This is a genomic window from Chelatococcus sp. HY11 (assembly GCF_018398335.1).
Taxonomy (GTDB): Bacteria; Pseudomonadota; Alphaproteobacteria; order Rhizobiales; family Beijerinckiaceae; genus Chelatococcus.
Map to the genome: position 1 here is coordinate 2,788,205 of NZ_JAHBRX010000001.1, position 20,524 is coordinate 2,808,728.

At 63.9% G+C, this 20,524-nt stretch carries 19 protein-coding genes; all 19 read right to left on the minus strand.

Annotated features, from left to right (window positions below; all coding sequences use genetic code 11):
• Positions 1–94 precede the first annotated feature (94 nt).
• The 19 genes from KIO74_RS12755 to KIO74_RS12845 all read right to left on the minus strand — a co-directional run bounded on the left by KIO74_RS12755 (position 95) and on the right by KIO74_RS12845 (position 20,513).
• Entirely contained in the window at positions 95–1,444 is a 1,350-nt protein-coding gene (locus tag KIO74_RS12755; RefSeq protein WP_213332338.1) for a S41 family peptidase, read from the minus strand.
• The gene (locus tag KIO74_RS12760) at positions 1,444–2,802 is read right to left on the minus strand and encodes a murein hydrolase activator EnvC family protein (RefSeq protein ID WP_213335119.1); all 1,359 of its coding nucleotides are present in this window, start codon (positions 2,800–2,802) and stop codon (positions 1,444–1,446) included. Before KIO74_RS12760 ends, KIO74_RS12755 begins: the two co-directional genes overlap by 1 nt.
• Positions 2,803–2,887: 85 nt before the next feature.
• Positions 2,888–3,367 (minus strand): 23S rRNA (pseudouridine(1915)-N(3))-methyltransferase RlmH, encoded by a 480-nt coding sequence (gene rlmH, locus KIO74_RS12765; protein ID WP_213332339.1) that lies wholly within the window; start codon positions 3,365–3,367, stop codon positions 2,888–2,890.
• 4 nt (positions 3,368–3,371) lie between these two features.
• Positions 3,372–3,836 carry a ribosome silencing factor gene (gene rsfS, locus KIO74_RS12770; protein WP_213332340.1) on the minus strand — a complete coding sequence of 155 codons (465 nt, stop codon included), beginning with the start codon at positions 3,834–3,836 and terminating at the stop codon, positions 3,372–3,374.
• Positions 3,837–3,942: 106 nt separating this feature from the next.
• Complete coding sequence (locus tag KIO74_RS12775) at positions 3,943–4,590, minus strand: nicotinate-nucleotide adenylyltransferase (protein WP_213332341.1); 648 nt, start codon at positions 4,588–4,590, stop codon at positions 3,943–3,945.
• Positions 4,587–5,828 carry a glutamate-5-semialdehyde dehydrogenase gene (locus KIO74_RS12780; protein WP_213335122.1) on the minus strand — a complete coding sequence of 414 codons (1,242 nt, stop codon included), beginning with the start codon at positions 5,826–5,828 and terminating at the stop codon, positions 4,587–4,589. The genes KIO74_RS12775 and KIO74_RS12780 overlap by 4 nt, the downstream gene beginning before the upstream one ends.
• A 147-nt stretch (positions 5,829–5,975) precedes the next feature.
• The gene (proB, locus tag KIO74_RS12785; protein WP_213332342.1) at positions 5,976–7,190 is read right to left on the minus strand and encodes a glutamate 5-kinase; all 1,215 of its coding nucleotides are present in this window, start codon (positions 7,188–7,190) and stop codon (positions 5,976–5,978) included.
• 232 nt (positions 7,191–7,422) lie between these two features.
• Positions 7,423–8,286 (minus strand): type 1 glutamine amidotransferase, encoded by an 864-nt coding sequence (locus KIO74_RS12790; protein WP_349629184.1) that lies wholly within the window; start codon positions 8,284–8,286, stop codon positions 7,423–7,425.
• Between the two features lie 134 nt (positions 8,287–8,420).
• Positions 8,421–9,407, minus strand: a complete 987-nt coding sequence (gene tssG / locus KIO74_RS12795; protein ID WP_213332344.1) for a type VI secretion system baseplate subunit TssG — start codon at positions 9,405–9,407, stop codon at positions 8,421–8,423.
• Complete coding sequence (tssF, locus tag KIO74_RS12800) at positions 9,404–11,218, minus strand: type VI secretion system baseplate subunit TssF (RefSeq protein WP_213332345.1); 1,815 nt, start codon at positions 11,216–11,218, stop codon at positions 9,404–9,406. Before tssF ends, tssG begins: the two co-directional genes overlap by 4 nt.
• Positions 11,215–11,733 (minus strand): type VI secretion system baseplate subunit TssE, encoded by a 519-nt coding sequence (locus KIO74_RS12805; RefSeq protein WP_213332346.1) that lies wholly within the window; start codon positions 11,731–11,733, stop codon positions 11,215–11,217. Before KIO74_RS12805 ends, tssF begins: the two co-directional genes overlap by 4 nt.
• 47 nt (positions 11,734–11,780) lie before the next feature.
• Entirely contained in the window at positions 11,781–13,175 is a 1,395-nt protein-coding gene (tssC, locus tag KIO74_RS12810; RefSeq protein ID WP_213332347.1) for a type VI secretion system contractile sheath large subunit, read from the minus strand.
• Positions 13,176–13,180: 5 nt separating this feature from the next.
• On the minus strand, positions 13,181–14,668 hold the full coding sequence (gene tssC, locus KIO74_RS12815; protein ID WP_213332348.1) for a type VI secretion system contractile sheath large subunit: 1,488 nt from the start codon (positions 14,666–14,668) through the stop codon (positions 13,181–13,183).
• Between the two features lie 5 nt (positions 14,669–14,673).
• Positions 14,674–15,192 (minus strand): type VI secretion system contractile sheath small subunit, encoded by a 519-nt coding sequence (gene tssB, locus KIO74_RS12820; protein WP_213332349.1) that lies wholly within the window; start codon positions 15,190–15,192, stop codon positions 14,674–14,676.
• Positions 15,193–15,251: 59 nt separating this feature from the next.
• Positions 15,252–16,367 (minus strand): type VI secretion system protein TssA, encoded by a 1,116-nt coding sequence (gene tssA / locus KIO74_RS12825; protein WP_213332350.1) that lies wholly within the window; start codon positions 16,365–16,367, stop codon positions 15,252–15,254.
• The gene (locus KIO74_RS12830) at positions 16,364–16,897 is read right to left on the minus strand and encodes a DUF6931 family protein (RefSeq protein ID WP_213332351.1); all 534 of its coding nucleotides are present in this window, start codon (positions 16,895–16,897) and stop codon (positions 16,364–16,366) included. Before KIO74_RS12830 ends, tssA begins: the two co-directional genes overlap by 4 nt.
• Before the next feature lie 134 nt (positions 16,898–17,031).
• Complete coding sequence (locus tag KIO74_RS12835; protein ID WP_213332352.1) at positions 17,032–18,885, minus strand: type VI secretion system Vgr family protein; 1,854 nt, start codon at positions 18,883–18,885, stop codon at positions 17,032–17,034.
• 9 nt (positions 18,886–18,894) lie between these two features.
• The gene (locus KIO74_RS12840; protein WP_213332353.1) at positions 18,895–19,362 is read right to left on the minus strand and encodes an Hcp family type VI secretion system effector; all 468 of its coding nucleotides are present in this window, start codon (positions 19,360–19,362) and stop codon (positions 18,895–18,897) included.
• 200 nt (positions 19,363–19,562) lie between these two features.
• Positions 19,563–20,513: a class I SAM-dependent methyltransferase gene (locus KIO74_RS12845; protein ID WP_213332354.1), complete on the minus strand. Its 951-nt coding sequence runs from the start codon at positions 20,511–20,513 to the stop codon at positions 19,563–19,565.
• Positions 20,514–20,524: the final 11 nt, after the last annotated feature.

Genomic DNA, 20,524 nt, shown 5'->3' on the forward strand with positions numbered 1-20,524 from the left:
CAGCCAAGGGATCAATTCCCGTATCGGCCAGTCGGTTCAGGCCCAGCCTGCCGAGCCTTAGCTTGAACCACTCTCGCCCAAGGTGCCCCTGCGGTCAGTTCTTGGCAGGAGCCGCATTGTCCTTTTGGGCCCCCGACGCATCGGCCTTCTTCGACTGCAGGGCCGGATTGGCCTTGCCGCGCAGGAGGTCGAAGGCGGCGATCAACTGGTCGTCCTTGGAGGGATCCGTCGGGACATAGGCCGAAGAAGCGCCGCGCTCGTCGTCGCTGTTCTTCAGATGGCCGCGAAGACCGGCTTCACCCTTGTTTTCGTCCCGGCCCTTCAGCTCATCCGGCACATTCGGCACGACCTCGATGTCGGGATCGATGCCACGTGCCTGAATGGAACGTCCGGATGGCGTGTAGTAGCGGGCGGTCGTCAGGCGCAGCGCGCCGTTCGAACCGAGCGGAATGATCGTCTGCACGGAACCCTTGCCGAAGGAACGGGTGCCGAGCACCGTCGCGCGCTTGTGGTCCTGGAGCGCACCGGCCACGATCTCCGAGGCGGAGGCGGAGCCGCCGTTGACAAGCACCACGACGGGCTTGCCCTTCGCCAGATCGCCGAGCTTCGCATTGAAGCGCTGCGTCTCGTCCGCGTTGCGTCCTCGCGTCGAGACGATCTCGCCGCGATCAAGGAAGGCATCGGACACCAGGATCGCCTGATCGAGGAGGCCGCCCGGATTGTTACGCAGGTCGATCACATAACCCTTGAGCTTGTCCTGCGGGATGGCAGCCGCGATTTTCTCGATGCCGTCCTTCAGGTTCTCGAAGGTCTGCTCGTTGAACTGGGAGACGCGGAGATAGCCGACGTCGTCCTCCTCGCGGAAGCGCACCGCCTTGATGCGGATCACGTCGCGCGTCAGGGTCACGTCCAGCGGGTCCTTCTGGCCGGAGCGGATGACCTTGAGCTTCACGTCGGTCTTGACCGGGCCGCGCATCTTGTCCACGGCCTGGTTCAGGGTGAGCCCCTGAACCTGCTCGCCATCGATCGTCGTGATGACGTCGTTCGCCAGGATGCCGGCGCGCGCCGCAGGCGTGTCGTCGATGGGGCTCACCACCTTGATGAGACCATCTTCCATCGTCACCTCGATGCCAAGGCCACCGAACTCACCGCGGGTCTGCACCTGCATGTCGCGGTAGCTCTTGGCGTCCATGTAGCTCGAATGCGGATCGAGCGAGGACAGCATGCCGCTGATCGCGGCTTCCACCACCTTGCTCTCATCCGGCTTTTCCACATAGTCCGACCGGATCTTTTCGAATACGTCGCCGAACAACGTCAACTGACGATAGGTCTCAGCGGACGCGGCAATCGCACTCGTGCTCGTCAGAAGAGGCGACTGCGTGGCGACTACGGCGGCACTCGCGCCGATCAGTGCGCCAACCATCACGAGAGTAACTTTACGCATCATCCGCGTACCTTTTCGCCTTGCGATTTCGCCCACCACGGGCTCGGATCGATCGATCCACCGTCCTTGCGGAACTCCACATAGAGAACGGGACCGTTCGATCCGCCTACAAAAGCCGTTGAAAGCGGCGACGCCGTTTCACCCATGACAGCCACCGGCTCTCCCGCCAGCACGAACTGCCCGAGTGCCACGTTGATCCGTTCCATTCCGGCTAGCAATATATAGTACCCGCCACCGGCGTTGATGATCAAGAGTTGTCCGAAGGAACGGAACGGCCCCGCGAAAGCCACCCAGCCATCCGCTGGCGAGGCAACGGTCGCCGCCGGGCGCGTCGCCAGGGATATGCCCTTGGTCGTACCGCCGAAGCCGTCAGATGCGCCAAAATCACGCAATCTTGAGCCGCTGACGGGCAGCGGCAGCAGGCCCCGTGCCTCCGCGAAGGCGATCTTGGGCGAGAGGCGCGCGGGGTCACGAAATGCCGTGCCGGCAAGGTTTTCCTGACCTGTCTGAGCCGCCGCCGCGCGTCGCGCCGCCTCTGCCGCGCGTTGGGCGGAGGCGATTTCGCTCTCCATGCGATCGATCAAATCTTTGAGGTTCTGGGCCTGGGACGACAGCACGGCAACGCGCGATGCCTCGTTGCCCGCCGTTTTTTCCACATCGCCAAGCTGCTGCTGGCGTGCTGTGACGAGCCCAGAAAGCCGCGCCCGCTCCCCGGCAAGCGTCGCGAGATCGGTCTTCAAAGCTTCGCGATCATGGGCGATCGTCTCGCGCAGACGCACGAGTTCGGCGAGATCGGAAGCCAGAGCCTCCGTTTCTGCCTTCAATTCAGGCACCACGGCGCCGAGCAGGATCGAGCTGCGCACAGCCTCGAGCATGTCGTCGGGATGGACCAGCACCGCCGGCGGTGGCCGCCGTCCCATCCGCTGCAAGGCGGCCAGCACCTCGACGATCACGTCACGGCGGCCAGCGAGGGAGCGGCGAATCGCCTGCTCGCTCGCATTCAGCACGGATAGACGCTGCTCGATCTGGCTGACCCGTGTCTCCGCGGCCGTCGCGCGCTGATTCGTCTCGATCAGCGCTGCGTTCAGCCGTGAGCGATCCGCCTGCAGCGACGCGATCTCCTCATCGAGCTTGGCCCTGGCTTCAGCACGGGCGCGCATCTCGTTCTCGATCGCCTTGAGCTCTTCCTCGCGCTGGAGCTTGTCCTCCTGGGCGCGCTGCGCCTGTTCAAGCGGCGCATAAGGCGTCGCCGGCGCACCCGTCTGAGCCCAAGCTTGCGTGGCAATCGGCGCCCCCGCGGCGACCGAGGCCATTGCCAGCCGGGCTGCAAAACGTTTGCCCGTCGAGAGGCAGGACATCAAAGGCAAAGGCGAGCTCTTAAAAGCATTATGAAATCTGGCGATCCGGCGGCATCCAAGGCGACCGCCCGCTTGCGCGAATCGATCATACCCGATGATAGGGATGACCCGTTAGGATTGTCATAGCGCGGTAGATTTGCTCGGCGACGAGAATGCGCACGAGTTGGTGAGGAAGCGTGGCCGCACCAAAGGCCATGATGCCGGCTGCATGGGCGCGAACACGCTCATCGAGCCCGTCAGCCCCGCCAATCACGAAATTGATGCTGTCCACGCCCGCATCCCGCCAATCCGCGCAACGCTTCGCGAAGGCGGGACTGGGCATGGATGCGCCGGTCTCGTCGAAAGCCAGAACGACGCCATTGCCGCAGCGCGCGACAATGGCCGCCGCCTCTTCCGTCTTCCGCTCGCCGGCGCGCTTCGCGCGGCTTTCGGGCAACTCGACGACATCGACCGCACCGAAGCCGAGCGTCCGCGCCAGCGGCGTGGACCGTTCGAGGTAGCGCTCGACGAGGATACGCTCCGGGCCCGCCTTGAGGCGGCCCACCGCCACCACCGTCAAGCGCATGGTCTCAGCCGTGCGCCCGTTTGCTGACGGAGGCTTCCTCGCCCTCGCCCGCCGGGGCTCCCGGCGCGCGTTCGCTCGGCCGATCGGCGCCCCACATCTTCTCGAGATTGTAGAAGCCCCGGACTTCCGGGCGGAATATATGGACGATGATATCGCCGGCGTCGATCAAGACCCAATCGCAGGTCGTCGTTCCCTCGACACGCACGGGGCCGTAGCCGGCAGTCTTGAGCGATTCGACAACCTTCTCCGCGATCGCGCCGACATGACGGTGCGAACGGCCGGATGTAACGATCATGGTATCAGCGATCGAGGTCTTGCCGACAAGATCGATAACGACCGTTTCCTCGGCTTTCATATCCTCGAGACAATGGACAGCAATCGCAGTTGCGTCACCGCCATAACCACTCCCGGGAGCCTCGGCTGTAACTCCGGCTGCCGGATGGAGCGATCCATTGCTCGCTCCAAGCATGGGCAAAGGATTCAGTGCCAGTTCCTCGCTTCACATGGCGCAATTGCCACAACACCAAGATAGCGGCGGTTGGCCTTATCTTCAATGACAATGGGCCGCAAAGGTATCAGTCCTTGGTCGCGGCGGGCAAATCCACCCGTTCGCGCAGGGCGGTGGAGGATTGCGCGGACCTCGGTCCATGCAGGAAAACCCACGCGGGAGGCGCTGCCGACGGTAGCGCGCGGGCGCGTCGCTCGGACATCCGAACATGTTGCAGGGCAACAGCCGCCGGCGCCCGTGCCGCCTTGATCGTCGCGCCTGGACGATCGACGACCGCCATCGGCATCAGGGAGGCAAGTCCCCGCCAGTTCTGCCAGCGGTGGAAAGTGCCGAGATTGTCCGCGCCCATGATCCAGACGAAGCGCGTGCGGGGGCAGCGCTGCCTGAGATAGGCCAGCGTATCATAGGTGAAGCGGGTGCCGATGGCGGCCTCGAACCCGGTGATGTCGATGCGTGGATGGTCGGCCACGGCCTTCGCCGCGGCCATCCGCTCCGCCAGCGGCGGCAGCCGCGCGTTATCCTTCAAGGGGTTGCCGGGCGTCACGATCCACCACACGCGGTCCAGCCCGAGTCGCTTCATCGCAACGAGGCTTGCCAGCCGGTGCCCCTCATGCGGCGGATTGAACGATCCGCCGAACAGCCCGATGGCAAGCCCGGTGCCGTGCGGCGGCAGGACGGGAAAAGGCGCCCGCCGGCGCGGCTGCCCCTCACTCAAGGTCGCGTCTGACCGCTGCCGTGCACGCGATAGTTGAACGAGGTCAGCTGTTCGACCCCGACCGGACCCCGCGCATGCATGCGACCCGTGGCGATCCCAATTTCCGCGCCAAAGCCGAACTCGCCGCCATCGGCGAACTGGGTCGAGGCGTTGTGGAGTACGATGGCCGAGTCGACCTCGCGCAGGAATCGCGCGGCCGCCGCTTCATCAGCCGTGACGATCGCATCGGTATGATGCGAGCTGTAGGTGCCGATATGCGCGAGCGCGCCATCGAGCCCGTCAACCACCCGGACCGCGATGATGGCGTCCAGATATTCGGTCCGCCAGTCCTCCTCGTCGGCCGGTTTGACGCGGGGATCGACGGCCTGTGACGCCGCATCGCCGCGAATCTCGCAGCCCGCCTCCGCGAGCGCGCCGATCAGCGGAGAAAGATGGGTCGCGGCGCAAGCCTTGTCGACGAGCAGCGTCTCGGCGGAACCGCAGACGCTCGTCCGGCGCATCTTGGCGTTGAGGACGATGTCGCGCGCCATGCCGAGATCGGCCGCCGCATGCACGAAGACATGACACAGACCTTCGAGATGGGCGAAGACGGGCACGCGGGCCTCTTCCTGCACGCGCGCGACAAGGCTCTTGCCGCCGCGTGGCACGATGACGTCGATCGCGCCCTCAAGGCCGGTCAGCATCAGGCCGACGGCGGCGCGGTCGCGCACGGGCACGAGTTGCGCGCTGTCGGCGGGCAGGCCGGCGTCGCTCAAACCCTTGGCGAAAGCCGCCGCGATGGCCGTGGCCGACCGCAGGCCATCCGAGCCGGAGCGCAGGATCACCGCATTGCCGGCCATCACGCAAAGCGCCGCCGCATCGGCGGTGACATTGGGGCGGCTCTCGAAGATCACGCCGACCACGCCGAGCGGCGTCGCGACGCGCTCGATCCTGAGGCCGTTCGGCCGCTCGAAGCTGGCCAGCACGCGCCCGACCGGGTCCGGCAACCCCGCCACCAGACGCACGGCCTCGGCCATGCCGGCGACACGCGCCTCGTTCAGCTCCAGACGTTCAACGAAGGAAGCCGCCTGCCCGTTGGCACGCGCCTCGGCGACATCCTCCGCATTGGCGGCGAGGATGAGAGGGGTCGCCGCGAGAATGGCATCCGCCGCCCGTTCCAGCGCGGCCGCCTTGGTGGCCGCGGGCGCGAGAGCGAGCACGCGCGCGGCGGCACTTGCCCGGCGGCCCATGTCAGCCATCAGTTTCGGCACATCGGCGGCGCCGTCAGCTGGCGGCAAACCGGCCTGCCGCGCCGCGTTGCCCGCCTCGCCGAAGCTCACCACCTTGCCCATCGCCATGCCTCCGCCCGCGCGTGACCGCACGGCCTTGTCCGAACCCGAGCCTTGTTAGGTAAGGGATTGCGGGCTCTGGTCAAGCAGATCCTGCGCGGACGCGGTGATCGCGATATCCGCATCGTCGCGGCCGACGAGCGCCAGATCATCCCGATGGATGACAGTCGCCCGGCCCGCGTAGCCGAGAACGGCCTCGATCGCCCGGCTCGATTTGCCCGCGATGCGCTGCGCCTCCTCGGCATCATAGCCAATGAGGCCACGACCGATTTCACGGCCTGCTTCGTCACGGATAATCACCGCATCACCCCGGCGAAAAGCGCCGTCCACCCGCTTCATGCCCGCGGGCAGCAGGCTCGCGCCGCTGCGGAGCGCGCGGGCGGCGCCGGCATCCACATGCACCGTGCCGCGCGGTTCCAGCGTGCCGGCGATCCAGCGCTTGCGCGCGGTGACGGGATTGGATGGGGTGAGGAACCAGGTGCAACGCGCCCCCGTGGCAATCGCCCGCAACGGGTTCTTCACCCGGCCATCGGCGATGACCATATGAGCGCCGGCCGCGGTCGCTATTTTCCCAGCCTCGATCTTGGTGCGCATACCGCCGCGCGAGAATTCCGACGCGGCGCCGCCCGCCATCGCCTCGATGCTCGCCGTTATCGCCTCGACCACGGGGATCGGCCGCGCCGTCGGATCGGTCGCCGGTGGTGCTGTGTAGAGCCCGTCGATATCGGAGAGAAGAACGAGGAGATCGGCTTCGGCCAAAGTTGCGATGCGGGCGGCCAGCCGGTCGTTGTCGCCGTAGCGGATCTCGCTGGTGGCAACCGTGTCATTTTCGTTGATGACGGGAACGGCCCGCATCTCCAGCAGCTTCGCGGTGGTCGCGCGGGCATTGAGGTAACGGCGCCGCTCTTCGGTATCGGCCAGCGTCACCAGCACCTGCCCAGCCGTGATGCCGTGGTGGGACAGCGCCTCGGCCCAGTTACGCGCGAGCGCGATCTGGCCCACCGCCGCAGCCGCCTGGCTCTCCTCCAGCTTCAAGGCGCCGCTCGGCAGACCAAGGACGGTGCGGCCGAGCGCGATGGCGCCCGACGACACCACGAGCACGTCGGCGCCACGGCCATGCAGCTCGGCAATGTCTTCGGCAAGCGCGGCGAGCCAGGCATGGCGCAGGCGGCTGCCCTTGCGGGATGTCGCGCTGTCGACCAGGAGCGACGAACCCACCTTGATGACGACGCGGCGGAAATCAGCGAGAGACGGGGTGGCGATGGTTGTCATGTTCGGACCTCGGCCATCGCAATAGAGCAACCTGCCCGCTCTGCACAATGGTGTGCGTCAGGGGAATTGCGAGGCCAGTCTTATTTCTTGTCGGGCGCGCCCTCATCCTGTCTTTCTCCCGCCGGGGAGAAGGAACGCCAACGGGTATTTGTTACACAAGGCCCTGCGGAAGGCTCCCCTAACCTTTCCCTTGAGGGAGAGGTCGGCGCGTAGCGCCGGGTGAGGGGCCGGCTCAGGCCCGCCCGCGCGCGCTCATCGCGGGAGCGACCATGGCATCAAGCCAGTTACGCAATTCGCACGTCCGCAGGCCGGGATCGATGACATCGGCCTCGATGCCGAATTTCCAAGCGATATCGGCACGCGTCGGGTCCGCGGCCAAGGCCTCGATGTCAGTCACATAGGCACGGATGTCGGCCGCGTCGCGGAACAGACCTTCGTCGAGCAGCGTCTCGGTGCGGCTCGCCACGATGATGGCGATATCGGTGATCGTGAATTCCGGATGATACTGCACGCCCCAGAAGATGCCACCGTCGTAGCGGATTTCAGCCGCCTGGACGTCGGAAAAGGCGTTGGTCGCCGTGACGGTCATCCCGGCGGGCCGGACGTCCACCTCGTCGGTGTGGATCGCCGGCGCGTCATAGACCGGACCCTTGCCCTGATGGAGCGGATGGCCGAGGCCGGCCTCCGTCAGGCGGATCTTGCGGGCAAGTCCCATCTCGCGGCCCTTGGGGGAGCGTCGTACGCTGCCGCCGGCGGCGGTGGCAGCAACCTGCAGCCCCCAGCATGAGCCGAAGAAGGGCACGCCCGAGGCAAAGATCGCCCGCGCGAATTCCACTTGGCGCATCACTTCGGGATCCGCGGCGTAGACATTGAGCGACGAGCCCGTGATGGCGACGCCATCATATCCTTGGAGCCCACCCGGGTCCGGCAAGTTGGCGCCGGCATCGGCGGGGTAGCAGATGTCGATGACCGCATTCGGCGCCAGGCCACGCAGCACGTCCGCGTAAGATTCACTATAGGTGGCGCCGGCCAACGAAACCCGGCGCCGGCGCGCCTCCGCCGTATTGCCCTCGGCAACAAGTATGCGCGGCCGCATGGTGGACATCCCTCGATCAGACAATTCAGACACTCTCACGTCACGCGATAACGCTTTACATATGGGCAATTCGAAGGCCGACGAAAATGGCGAATTGCGCCTTGGTACTCATTCTTCCCGCATAAAGGCGCCATTCACACAGGGCAGCCGCGCGGCGTCACGGCGGGATCCCCTTCCGGACACCCGAGCCAGCTGTCGAAGCCCAGCCGCCGCCCGCTCTCGACTCCTTGCGCAAGCTGGAATGCGGGCACGTCGTCATGCGCGAGAATCACTTCGAGTGTAAGAGCAAATTCCGGTCCGATGGCGAAGCGGGCCAGCGTGGCGAAATCCCGGGCATCCGCACCGCCGCTCACCAGCGCCATGAAATCGGGATAGCGCAGCGGCCCCACATGGACGCCGACGCCGCCTGCGAGGTCGAAGATCCGGGAGCCGGCGATGGTGTCGACGCCCAGGCGACTATGCTGCTCTCGCCTTATCCCCAGGCTGCTCTGCTCACTGACAGGCAGATCGACCCATTGGCCATGAAAGGGCTCCACGCGGATTCGCCAGCCGGTTATGGCCGCCATCACCGCGGCGACATCACCCGCCGCGCGGCAGGGCCGCGCGAACACCGCCGCGAAAGGCAGAAGCAGCTCGTCGTCCCGGCCGAGCCGGCCGCGCAGGCCAGGCAGCCCTAGCCCGATCAGGGCCAGCATCACCTCTGTGATGGAATCTGGGGCGGCCCTCTCCCGGCGGCCATAGGCAACCGGCAGCCGGTATTTGGCGTGCACTTCGTAAAGGAGATGCAACAGCCGATCATTGAAGATGTCGAGGAAATCGCGAAGCCCGAGATCCTTGGCGCGCATGAGGCGCTGGAGCGCTTCAGTCTGAACGATCGGCAGCGCACCGAGCGCTCCCGTCAGGCCCATCGCCGCGACGGTCATGGCAAGATCGCCATCCGGCGTTGCCTCGATCCGTTCCAACTCGGCCGCCGGAAAGCCAAGCCGCGTGCTGCCCCGCAGGATCACGTGCCTGGAAAAGATATCGGACCCAACAGCTGTCTCGATGAAGCGCATGGCCTCCACGAAGGACATCGCATCGAGCCCGATAGCGCGGAGAGCGGCCACCACATCCCTGTTCATAGAATGATCCGCTCGCCAGCCCGCGCCGGCCATGTCTTGACGATCTCGCCGCCGTGGCCGGCCAGTGAAAGCCGCGTGAAGGCGTTGATCCCGCAGTGGAGCGCGAGGAAACGCTCCAGGACGGTCGCGAGAAGGAACGCCTCCCCGCTGTCGATACGGGCGGTATCGCATGTCGCGACAAGGTCGAGGCCGCGGCACAACGCGCCATGGCCACCGGGGGCGCGCGCGACCGCCGGCTTCGCGGCCAGGCCGCGCAAGGCCGCGATGGCGGCCCCGCTCTCAGCCGTGCAGCGCAGATCGTGCAGCGCAAGAATTTCCTTGAGAGCCACGAGCGCGTCATCGTCGCCTGACAGCGAAAGGTGGTTCAGTACGAGATGCGATATGAGCCGGCGATGACTGCCGGCGTCCCCGCGGCGGCGCAACACCTGGGCCGGTGGCGTGAGGCAGGTCACGGTCTCCACAGGTGCCCCGGCCGCCAGCATGAGATGGGGACGTCCCCCGCCAAAAGGCAGCCGTGCCGGCAGGTCACCGTTGCTGCACAGCCCCGAGACGGCGAGTGTCGATCCCATGAGGTCCAGCGGCCGGCGTTCGCCATCAACGAGCGAGAGGACGATTTCGCTGGCATCGCCCCCGAAATTGGCGCGGCGATGTGCCTGCCAGAAGAGCCCCTCCCGTTCGGGAGCCGAGAACAGCTGCGCGCAGCGCTCAACCTTCCCGTCCCGGCGAATGATCTCAACCGTATCCACGCGGTACATCTCGAAGGCTTCCGGGCGACGCGCGTCCGGCAGGACACGGTGGTCGCCCATGCCATGGACGATCCGCAGCGGCTCGGCGCTGTGGGAAAACAGATTGATGACCGGCGTGCAGCCAAGCGCGAAGCTCTCGGCCGATAACTGGCGTTCAATGGCTGCGGGCCACTGTCTGAGATGAAGCGATATCTCGATCCCGGCCATGTCCGGCTCCGCCATCTGCCCGGCCAGCGCGGCTGGAAAGGCAATGTCGAGGAACATGAACTTGTCCGGACAGGCGAAGTATTCGCTGAGGAGCCGATAGCCGAGCTGGGACTGCCGGCCGTAAGGCATCAGGCCCTCATCGGCCGTGAGTCCAGCCGGCGAGACACAGTCCGGGTCGGCGAACCGCATGACCTCGCCCTCGGGGGGAGAGCCAGGGCGGCGGGGGCGAAAGCCCACGGCGACGATCTCCCTGTTGAGGAGCGCATAGAGACGCCGCGCCTCCTGCGGGGTGCCGCACAGGAAAAGCCGGAGGCTGTGCGGCCACGCCGTCGGCGCGGCTGCCCCGGCAAGTGGCGCGAAGGTCAGCCTCAGCATGCCACGGGCGCCGCAAGCCGGCGGCATCGCCCCCGCAGCCTGCCCATAGCCGCCGAGATCCGCCGAGACCAGGGTCTGCGGCCACAGCACGACGGGATAGACCGTCTGGAAGCGGCAACGCTGGCCGTCCACCGGCTCGCTCTCGACAGTCTCGCCGGCCGGAATGTGATAGGGCGCGGTCAGATCGGGCCGGGGCTTGAACTGCACGATCGCCGTGGAAGGCACAGGCGCTGTGAGATGCGGATAGAGCCGCTCCAGGAGAGGATCCGTCAACTCCGGCAGGTCGTCGTCGAGCTTCTGCCGCAGCCGCGCCGTCAGGAAGGCGAAGGCTTCCATCAGATGAGCCACAAAGGGATCATCGGTCTGCTCGGCGCTGAAGCGCAGGCGACCGGCGATATCCGGATGCGCGGCCGCGAAGCGTTGCCCCGCCTGGCGAAGATGGGCAAGTTCGTCGCTATAGGCGCGCAGGAAGTCGTTGGTCATTCCCCGACGCTTTCAACTGTAAATCGGCCCGTATCGACGGTGTAGCGGGTATCGAACATCAGCCTTTGCGAGCCGCGCGCCAGACCGATGACGGCACTTATACGCAAGCAGATGCAGGCGTCCTCGCTGTCGCCCTGAGCGACAGCCTCGACGCGAACGGACATGAGCTGTGGCAGGATCGCGGGCAGGCTTTGCTCGATTGTCTGGCGGAAGCCTTCATGGCCGGGTCCGTCAAGGCCGGAGCCATACGGCTCGGAGAGCCCGAACGACAGAAGCGAGCGTCGCAACTCCGGCAAAGCGGACGGCAGAGGAACAGATGGCCGCCGGGTGTTCAGCACCATTTCGATGTCGCTCCGCAGCCGATCGCGCAGGCGCATGAAATCCACATGGACAATGCCATCGACAGCCAGCCGCTCCTTGAGTGACGCAGCGAAATGCTCCGCCAGGCCTATCTGGCGCCGGGAATTGATTGGAGTGGAATTGGCCGGACTGGAATTTATGGAAGGTGCATTCATGGAAGGTGCATTCATCGGAACGGAATTGATGGGATCCGGGTAGCTCCTCATGCCGGCCGCGCCCGGTTATCGACACGCCCTTCGAACTCCGTATAGAGATCGAAACCGACGACGGCCTGCCGCGGTTCGATATGCGGAACGAGATGGATGACACAGGCGAGCGCTCCCGGACGGCCGGGAAGCGCACGGATCCGCAACCGCGCCTCCCGCAACGGGTAACGCGCCTTTTGCGCGGGCGTCGCATCGGGATTACCGATGCAATAGGACTGCAGCCACCCGCCGAGGTAATCCTCGAAGCGTTCAACATCCGTGAAACTGCCGATGCGATCGCGGGCGATGACCTTGATGTAATGCGCGAAACGGCAAAGGCTCAGGATATGTGGCAGCATGCCGGCGATCCTGTCCGCCGCGCGCGTCCGTCCGCGCGCAGTCCCGACCGCGAGGGAAGGACAATCGAAGATGGCGAGCCACGGCCTGTAGGCGCAAGGCACGGGAACGATGAAGCCACAATCGGCCAGTCGATGCGCCAGATGGTCGGACAGGTTAATCTCGACCCCGCGTCGCTCGAAGCCAACGCCATCGCCCTCGCAATGACCAAGACCGAATGGCCCCTGCGGCAGGTCGGCGATCAGCCCGCGCCTGTCCTCCTCGCTGCCAATTCCGGTGAGGTCGCCGAGCCATCCATGCCGGGCAAACACGTCAGCGACACAGGCGGCGAAGGCATAGATGCCGCTACCCCAGAGGAAGGCATCATGACCACGCGCCAGGCTCTCGGCGTAGCAGAAGCCATGACACAAGCTGCCGTCATCACGGTAAGGCGCGCGCATAAGCACGCGCGGCACGACGACCCCAAGAAACCGCGCTTCATCCAACCGTCGCAACGCCTGCCAGCGCCTGTGGTCACCGTCCGCCAGCAACGCCTCGATGTCGCCGGTCGCCGACATCTCGCTGAAGGACGAGATACCGAAGAGGCCGGCCGCCGCAGGGACGATGACAGGCGCGAAGGCGGCAGCGCCGACAGCCGCGAGCCCCGCCAGCCAGCCAAGATCGTCACAACGCCCCTCATGTCGCGGCGCATGCGGCACCGGCATGTCAGCCAGCAGCAGCCCATAGGGAAGCCCCCCCGGCATGTCGAACCCTTCAGCATGGATCAGGCGGAAGATCTGCGTCTGATCGATCTCCAGGGCCTGCGCCACATCCTTTGCCAGCTCATCATGCGTGATCACAAGCATGCGCACGATGATGGAACGATGCCGACAGCAATGGCCGACAAGATAGGCGAGCCCGCGCCAAGCCGCTTCAAGCGTCTGAAAACGGGGATGCTGCAGCACCGCGTCGAGCTGCACCCCGATCCTCCCGTCGATCCACGCGACAAGGCGCGCCAGCTCGCCGAGCAGGCGCGCGCGCTCCGTGTCACCACCCTCGCCCCCGTGCGCCGCCATGCGGCTCATTCGATCCGCGGGATACGCGCCACGAGGCGCATGGACGTCGTGAGCTCCTCCATCTGGAGCCAAGGACGCAGCCACGCGATGGCGTGATAGGAGCCGGGCTGCCCCGGTATTTCCCGCACTGACACCTTGGCCTCAGCCAACGGATACTTGGCCTTGACGTCCTGCGTCGCGCCCTCGTTGCCGTTGACATAGTTCATGATCCAGCGGTTGAGCCAGGCCTCGCATTCGCCTGCTTCGACGAAAGAGCCAACCTTGTCGCGCGCCATGACCTTCAGGAAATGCGCGAAGCGCGACATGGCCATGACATAGGGAAGCCGCGCCGAAATCGCCGCATTCGCCGTCGCCTCCGGCCGGTCATAGACCGTTGGCTTCTGCAGGCTCTGGGCGCCGAAGAACACCGCGTAGTCCGTGTGCTTGTAGTGGCACAGGGGGAGGAAGCCGAGCCGCGACAGCTCTGCCTCGCGCCGGTCGGTGATGCCGATTTCCGTCGGACACTGCTGGTCGATATCGCCGTCGTCACTGACGAAGGCATAGCTCGGCAAGGCCCGGACCTTGCCGCCGCCCTCCGCGCCGCGGATAGCCGTGCACCAGCCGTGGGCGGCAAACGCATCCGTCAGCCGCGTGCCGAGCACATAAGCGGCGTTCATCCAGGTGAACTGCCCGTGCGACAGCGGCTGCGCCGGCCCTCCCACCTCGCGGACGGCTTCATCGAAATCAAACACCTCGGTCGCCCTGCCGTTGCGGCCGTAGGGCAGCCGGGCCAACACACGCGGCATGACGAGCGTGACGAAGCGCGCGTCGTCGCTCTCGCGGAAGCTCCTCAGCTTGATATACTCCTGACTCTCGAAGATCTTCGAGAGATCCCGCGGCCGAGAGAGCTCCGTATAATCCGACAGGCCGAACATGGTCGGGGCCGCCGCCGCGATGAAGGGAGCGAAAGACGCGGCTGAAACCTGCGCCATGCAGATCAAAGTCTCCACATCATTGGCGCTGGCCGAGAACTCGTAGTCACCGATCAGGGCCGCATAGGGCTCGCCGCCGGGCGTTCCGAACTCATCTTCATAGATCTTCTTGAATATCACGCTCTGATCGAACTCAACCGCTGTCGTCAGCGACTTATGCAGCTCAGGCTTGGTGATATTCATCATCCTGACCTTGAGATTGCTCCCCGTCTCAGAATTCGTGACGAGGTGATGCAAGCCGCGCCAGGATCCTTCCAGCTTCTGGAAGGCGGGATGCTGCATGACGGCCGCCAGCTGCCGCGACAACTCACGATCAATGCGCTCGATTGCTGAGTTCAGGGTTTGGACGAGATTGCGGTCGTAGGTGACCGTGCCGCGCATCGCCTCGTGCATCAGGGTGCGCATCAGTTCCGTCGTCCGATCAGGCTGCGTCTGCGGCGTCGCGATGACGATCGATCCAAGTATGCCGCTATCGGTGACTTCGGGCGAAAGAACTTCAACTTTTGTTTCTGTCTCGGACATGGAGACTACTCCTTCGCGCTGTCCGGCTTATCGATGCCGAGTTCCGATGACAGAGCCAGGATCTTCTGTTCGCTCTTCAGGACATCCTCAAGCAGAAGCTCTAAATTCTCGGAACGGTCGATTTTTCCCATGAGATCGCGCAGATGGTTGCGCGCTTCGAGCAAGCGCCGCAGCGGCTCGATCTGCGCGACGACGTTCGCCGGCTCAAAATCGTCCATCGTGCGGAAGGCAAGATTGACCGAAAAACTATCGCCCTCCTGGGTCAGGGTATTGTCGACGCGCAAGGAGAGCGCCGGCGCGACGCGCCCCATGACATCGTTGAAATTGTCACGATCGATCTGCACGAACTTGCGCTCCCGCAGGGGCGGGAGAGAGGCTGCCGCATCGCCGGAATAATCGCCCATGACGCCCACGACAAAGGGCAGCTCCTTCTGGACAACCGCGCCCTCGACCTCGACATCGTATGTAATATGAACGCGCGGCTTACGCACACGCGCCAGTTTTTGATGAATTCCATCTGCCATTACGAACTCCTTACGCCGCTTCGGACGCTTTCTTGCTAACGCACGTTTCGCCCCGCCCGTTATTCGCCGTCATCAACAGGTCCTATACCAGCCGCCAGCAGAAACAGGCGACGCGCCTCCCTGTCGGGGATCAACTCCGGCAGGAGGTCCATCAATGGCAGGCGCGCGCGGCGTACGGCTTCCTCCAGTGTGTAGGAGATCGGCGAATGCGGCTCGACGCGGCGGAGGTAAGCGGCAATGCGGAGGATTTCCGAGATGGCTGCTTCGCGGCTGGCATAACGGTGTTGTTTTGCCGGGCAATCATCACGCGCCGCTTGCGCGGCCCCCACTGAGGGGCCTTCTTCTTCGGCGTCAAAAACGTCGTTTTCCGGAGCAAGGCCGAGATAGCAGCACGCCTCGCGTACCTCCTCCAGAACGTTCAATATCTGCCGCAGGGACGGCGCCGCTTCTCCAGCCGCGTGGTCAAGTGCTGCTCCCGCGGCCTCCACAGCGGCGTGCGCATCGACGACGGCGGCGTGGATCTCACTGCCCCGGCCCCGGGGAAGGGCACGCGCCGCCGTTGCCACCGTTTCCAGACAGAAGCCGGCCTCGTTTAGCGCGGCTTCGCGCGCGGACGCAGAGGTCAGCCGCTCGATCCGGGCGGCGCGCTCATAGTGCCATAGTGCGAAGGCGCCTGCCTCGGTAGGCACCAGTGGCGCCATACGGATCGGCGCGACGAGCGTTCCCTCCATGCCTTCACCGTTCAGTCCGGCGATGGCGGCGAGCCTGCGCTGCAACCCATCCTCATCCGGCTGGGGATGCAGGTTCTCCCAATGGGTCTCGACCAGCCCGGCGATGATACGAAAGCCATCGCGCAGGCCGGGAAATCCCTGCAATCTCAGTAGCGCCTCGCTCAACCAGGCAGCGACCTCGAGATCCTTGCTGACACCGCCAAGCAATTGCATCGCCTGTGCGGCGACGCGCCGCCATGCCTGCATGGCCTCCAACGCGTTGGCGCTGCCCTCCTCGCTCTCGTACATCGCGCGGCGCTCGACGGCGCGAGCCGCCGCTCGAGCGTCTCTGAGCTCATGGTAATTCGCGGAGGTCGCGGCGTCGGCTCGCACATCGACTCCAGCTGGCTGTTCGCCGGCAAAAGAAGCGACGATCGCATCTAGATCCACGGGGGGAACATTCATCCGGGACACTCGGGTGCGGCCGGGCCAAGAGCGCGGCCGTCACCACCGCGCGCGATGTCGAGCGCCTCAGCGACCGCGAGGCGATAGTGCGCCTCGATCTCCGCGCCGCGGCGGCCGACCGCGGCCAGCAGCACAGCTGCCCCGACCGCCGTCGGTGCCAATCGCCCGTCCGGCGGGATCTCCGGCTTATCCGGCGGCGCCAGATTGCCCGTCCAGTAAGCCGCGAGCGCGGCATAGCCCGCGGGCCCATCACATGCCACAGCTTCCGCCGCCGCGAGACACGCGCGACGCGTATCCTCGACAGGTGCCCACACCCAAGCCTCCGCAGCCGCGATCGCGGCTTGCTCCGCCCCCTCACCTCTAAGCCCATCGGGCAGGGCACGACGTGCGGACAGGCAGGCCCACCACACACCCTCCCGCTTTGGAAGGGCGAAAGCCAGGAAGCGGATCGCGTCAGTCCAAAGACCAGCGTCGACCAGCCGGGCAATAAAGGCCCGAGACGTGGCGGCAGCGTCCAGGCTGAACGACAACGCCGGATCAATGAGCCCTGCCTCAGCGACGCAAGCAGCCGGACATATATTCGCGATTTTGAACAAATTATCGAAGTTCACAAATTCGCCTACGTTAATATACGGTCAATCACATGCTATATACGCATCTCGTTCTAATTTATACGGACGATACCGCCATCGATGACGACAGATGAGGTTCCTTTGACATTTGTCACAGCGCCGTCGATATCGACTTTCATCTTTCCTTGAATCGTAACCGCTCCAGCCTTGATTGTTACTCCTGTCGGCGACATCTCGATTGAACTGTCACCACAAGACAAGACAACAGACTCAGCCGCTTTCAGGGCGTACTTTCCCTCCGAAACCGAGACACTTCTGTTGCCTTTCGCTATAATGACCGTCTCATTGCCATTGTTGACCGTCAACTTTCGGTCATTATCGATACTGATCGATTGATTATGTCCAACGGTGACGACCTCGTCATGGACGGTTTCGCGACGACTGTCGCGCTCCGCCCGGAGCCAGACCTCTTCACTGCCCTTCTTGTCCTCAAAACGCAGGACGTTGGCATTGGTCATTTGACCGCCCGGCGTCGTCCGCGTCACGATACCTGACTGCGTCTTCGCCGCTGGTAAATCCCATGGTGGGCGATTGCCGCCGTTATAGAGCGCGCCTATAACCAATGGCCTATCGGGATTTCCCTCCAAGAACTGGACGACGACTTCCTGCCCGACTCTTGGGATGAATATAGAGCCCCAGCGATTTCCCGCCGCTGGCTGCATGACGCGCACCCAGCATGAACTATGCTCATCCTTCTTTCCATCGCGATCCCAATGAAATTGGATTTTTATACGTCCATGCTCGTCGCAAACGATATCTTCGCCTGCCTGGCCGACAACGGTTGCTGTCTGGAGACCCGGCATGCACCGCGGTTCCTTCACTGGAGGCCGAAACCGCGAATCCGACTGCAAGGCGCTGAAGCTGTTGCGATAAAAGGTCTCCCCTCCATCCGGAGATGCCGCCCCCGCCACAGCCTCGTGACTGACCTTCGCCACGACCCAAGACCTGCCACATTCAGCGCGCACCGGGTGGGCCGCAATCTTGCAGCGCATCCCAGGCGCAAGCCGGGCATAGAGACTATCGCCGCACGCACTCTGAAATTTCATCTCCTCGCGCTCCATGCCGCGACGAACAGCGGCAGCCGCCTCTCCGTCACGCAGGGGCAAGCCGCGATGGTCGTACCACTCGATGGTCCCCATCGGCTCAATCGCGTGGCGCGCCGTCGCGGTCTCGCGGACAGTCGCGGCGGGCTTCAGCTCGTCAAAACCGCCGAGCGTGTAGCGACCGGCATGGACCACGAATCCCGACCGCCATGCGCTCAGGCCGCCGCCGACCGGCACATTGGCACTGAAATGCAAATCGCCATCCGGATGATCCATGAACGCGGTCTCGTCGTCGCCGATGACCATGACATGCCGGCCGCGTTCATGCCGGAAATAGTAGAACAATCCTTCCTCAGCCAGGAGCCGCTCCACGAAATCGAAGGTCGTTTCTCCATACTGGACAATATATTCGCGTGAACTTCGGCGTATGGACAGCGCGCATTCGACGTCGTGACCATTGTCCCGATGGAGGATACGTTTCACGACATCGACCACTGTCATGCTCTGAAAGATACGGTTGTCCCGCGCATGCTGTAGCAAAGCAAAGCGCGGCACAATCGCCATCTTAACCAGGCGCTGGCCACGACCTATGATACCGTCAAGCCAGAAATCCCGCACGACACCCGAGAAAACACGCTCCTGCCCGAGAGGGTTAGCAACGAACACCGTCACAACTCGCCCCAGCACAACGTCAGGCTCGATAACGTCTTGCGATGACAGCGCTTCAATCAGCAGATCGAAAGGGCGCGACAGCCCTTCCTCACAACGAAAGGCGTAGGGATGGAGACACCCCTCCCCTAACGGCCCCTCGAGCCGGATCCACGATTCCACCGCGCTCATCATGAAGCGCTATCAGGCCGCGGCAGCGACATCAAAAGATCCGACAATATTTGTTCCGGGCTTATTGTCAGCACCGCGTGTGATATACTTATATTCCATCTTCGTGAACGAAACTGAGAAATTCTCCTCGTCTTCGCTGTCACCGCGCCCGGTGAAAGAATAGGAGGAAAGCATGGCGTTTTCGAGCTGGATTGTGAGGTACGTGGAGTTACCAGACGCCAGGAAGATCAACTCGATCTTGGACGCGTCCTTGACCTTCGATGCGTGCTCGAACAGCGTCGGCGAACTCCCGTCCACCTTCCGCCGGATGTGCACCTCGCTGATCGTCGCCTCACCAGCTTCGCGATTGGCCGCATTTCCGACCCTCTGGCCGATATACCGCCCAACACCCCATTCCACACTTGTGAGCTCAAGAGTCCCCTTAAATTCCGGATTTGTGACTGACCCTTTTATTTTATCGTGCTTGAGATATATCGACATACACTCAATCCCTCAACAAAAATCGATGTGAGATTTGAGGATATGACCTCGTTCGGGTAAATGCACCCCCTCGGAACTTCTCTGCAATAATATGAGCACAAAGCGCAATCATGCGCTGATATACACAAGAAAGATAAATTGATATGAAGATATATTTTTGTTATCGTATCTATCGGCGATAGATACGTCAGACGCTCTCGTCATCGCAGAAATGCCGTCGATCCTGACAGCAGCAAGACATGGCTGTCATAGCATACCGTGGAGCGGCGATGGATGCGCAAACGCCACGGATGGCGCGGTACATCGTTCAGAACATGCCAACCCAGTTCGGTGATATATTTGCGCAGCACGGATTCCGGGGCGCAATCCGGCGGAACATCGCCCTTGCTCCCCCCTATCCACTTGCTCATTGGCGTCGCAGCCTCGCCCCAGTCGTAGGGAATGCTTAGCACTGTCAGGCCCCCGTCGGTCGATATTTCGCGCATCGCCCTGAGAGCCTGCAAGGGATCTGCCAAGCAGTCCAGCAGGTTGAGGGCGGCCAAACAAGCGAACGACGCGGGGAGGAAGGGCGGGTGATGTATGTCAGCGACCCAGAAATCCACGGAGTCACGACGGAGAAGGGGCACGGCGACCGTCTGGATGTTGAAGCTGTTGCCGATATCGCGCAGTGGATACGTCACCCTGCCCTCTCTCAGCGCTTGCTGAGCGAGGCGTAGTAACGGGATACTGACATCCAGGCCCAGCACGAGCGCATCCGTGCGCTCGGCCAATGCGAAGGTGGCGCGCCCACAGGCGCAGCCCGCATCGAGAACAGCCCCTTTCGGTAGACTGTGTATGCCATCGAGACCGGCGTCGAGACAAGCGAGCACACCACCGGGCTGCGCATCGGCGACAGCAGCGGCCGCGCCCGCATTGTCGCCATAGTGATCCCAGCCGTATGTCGAGAGATGGCGCTGCATGGTCGGGAACCAGCCGGATTGGGAAAGCGCTCCGCTTAACCAGCCTTGCAGTTCAACCGGCCAATCCTGGGGAAGAAGGGTGTAGACGAGTTGATCCGACAGAAAGCGCGCCGGATCGGTGACCAGAATCGGCAAGCCATCGATAATGGGATAACCGCTTTCGCACTCCGGGCAACGCAGGACGCCCGCCACAACATCCCTAA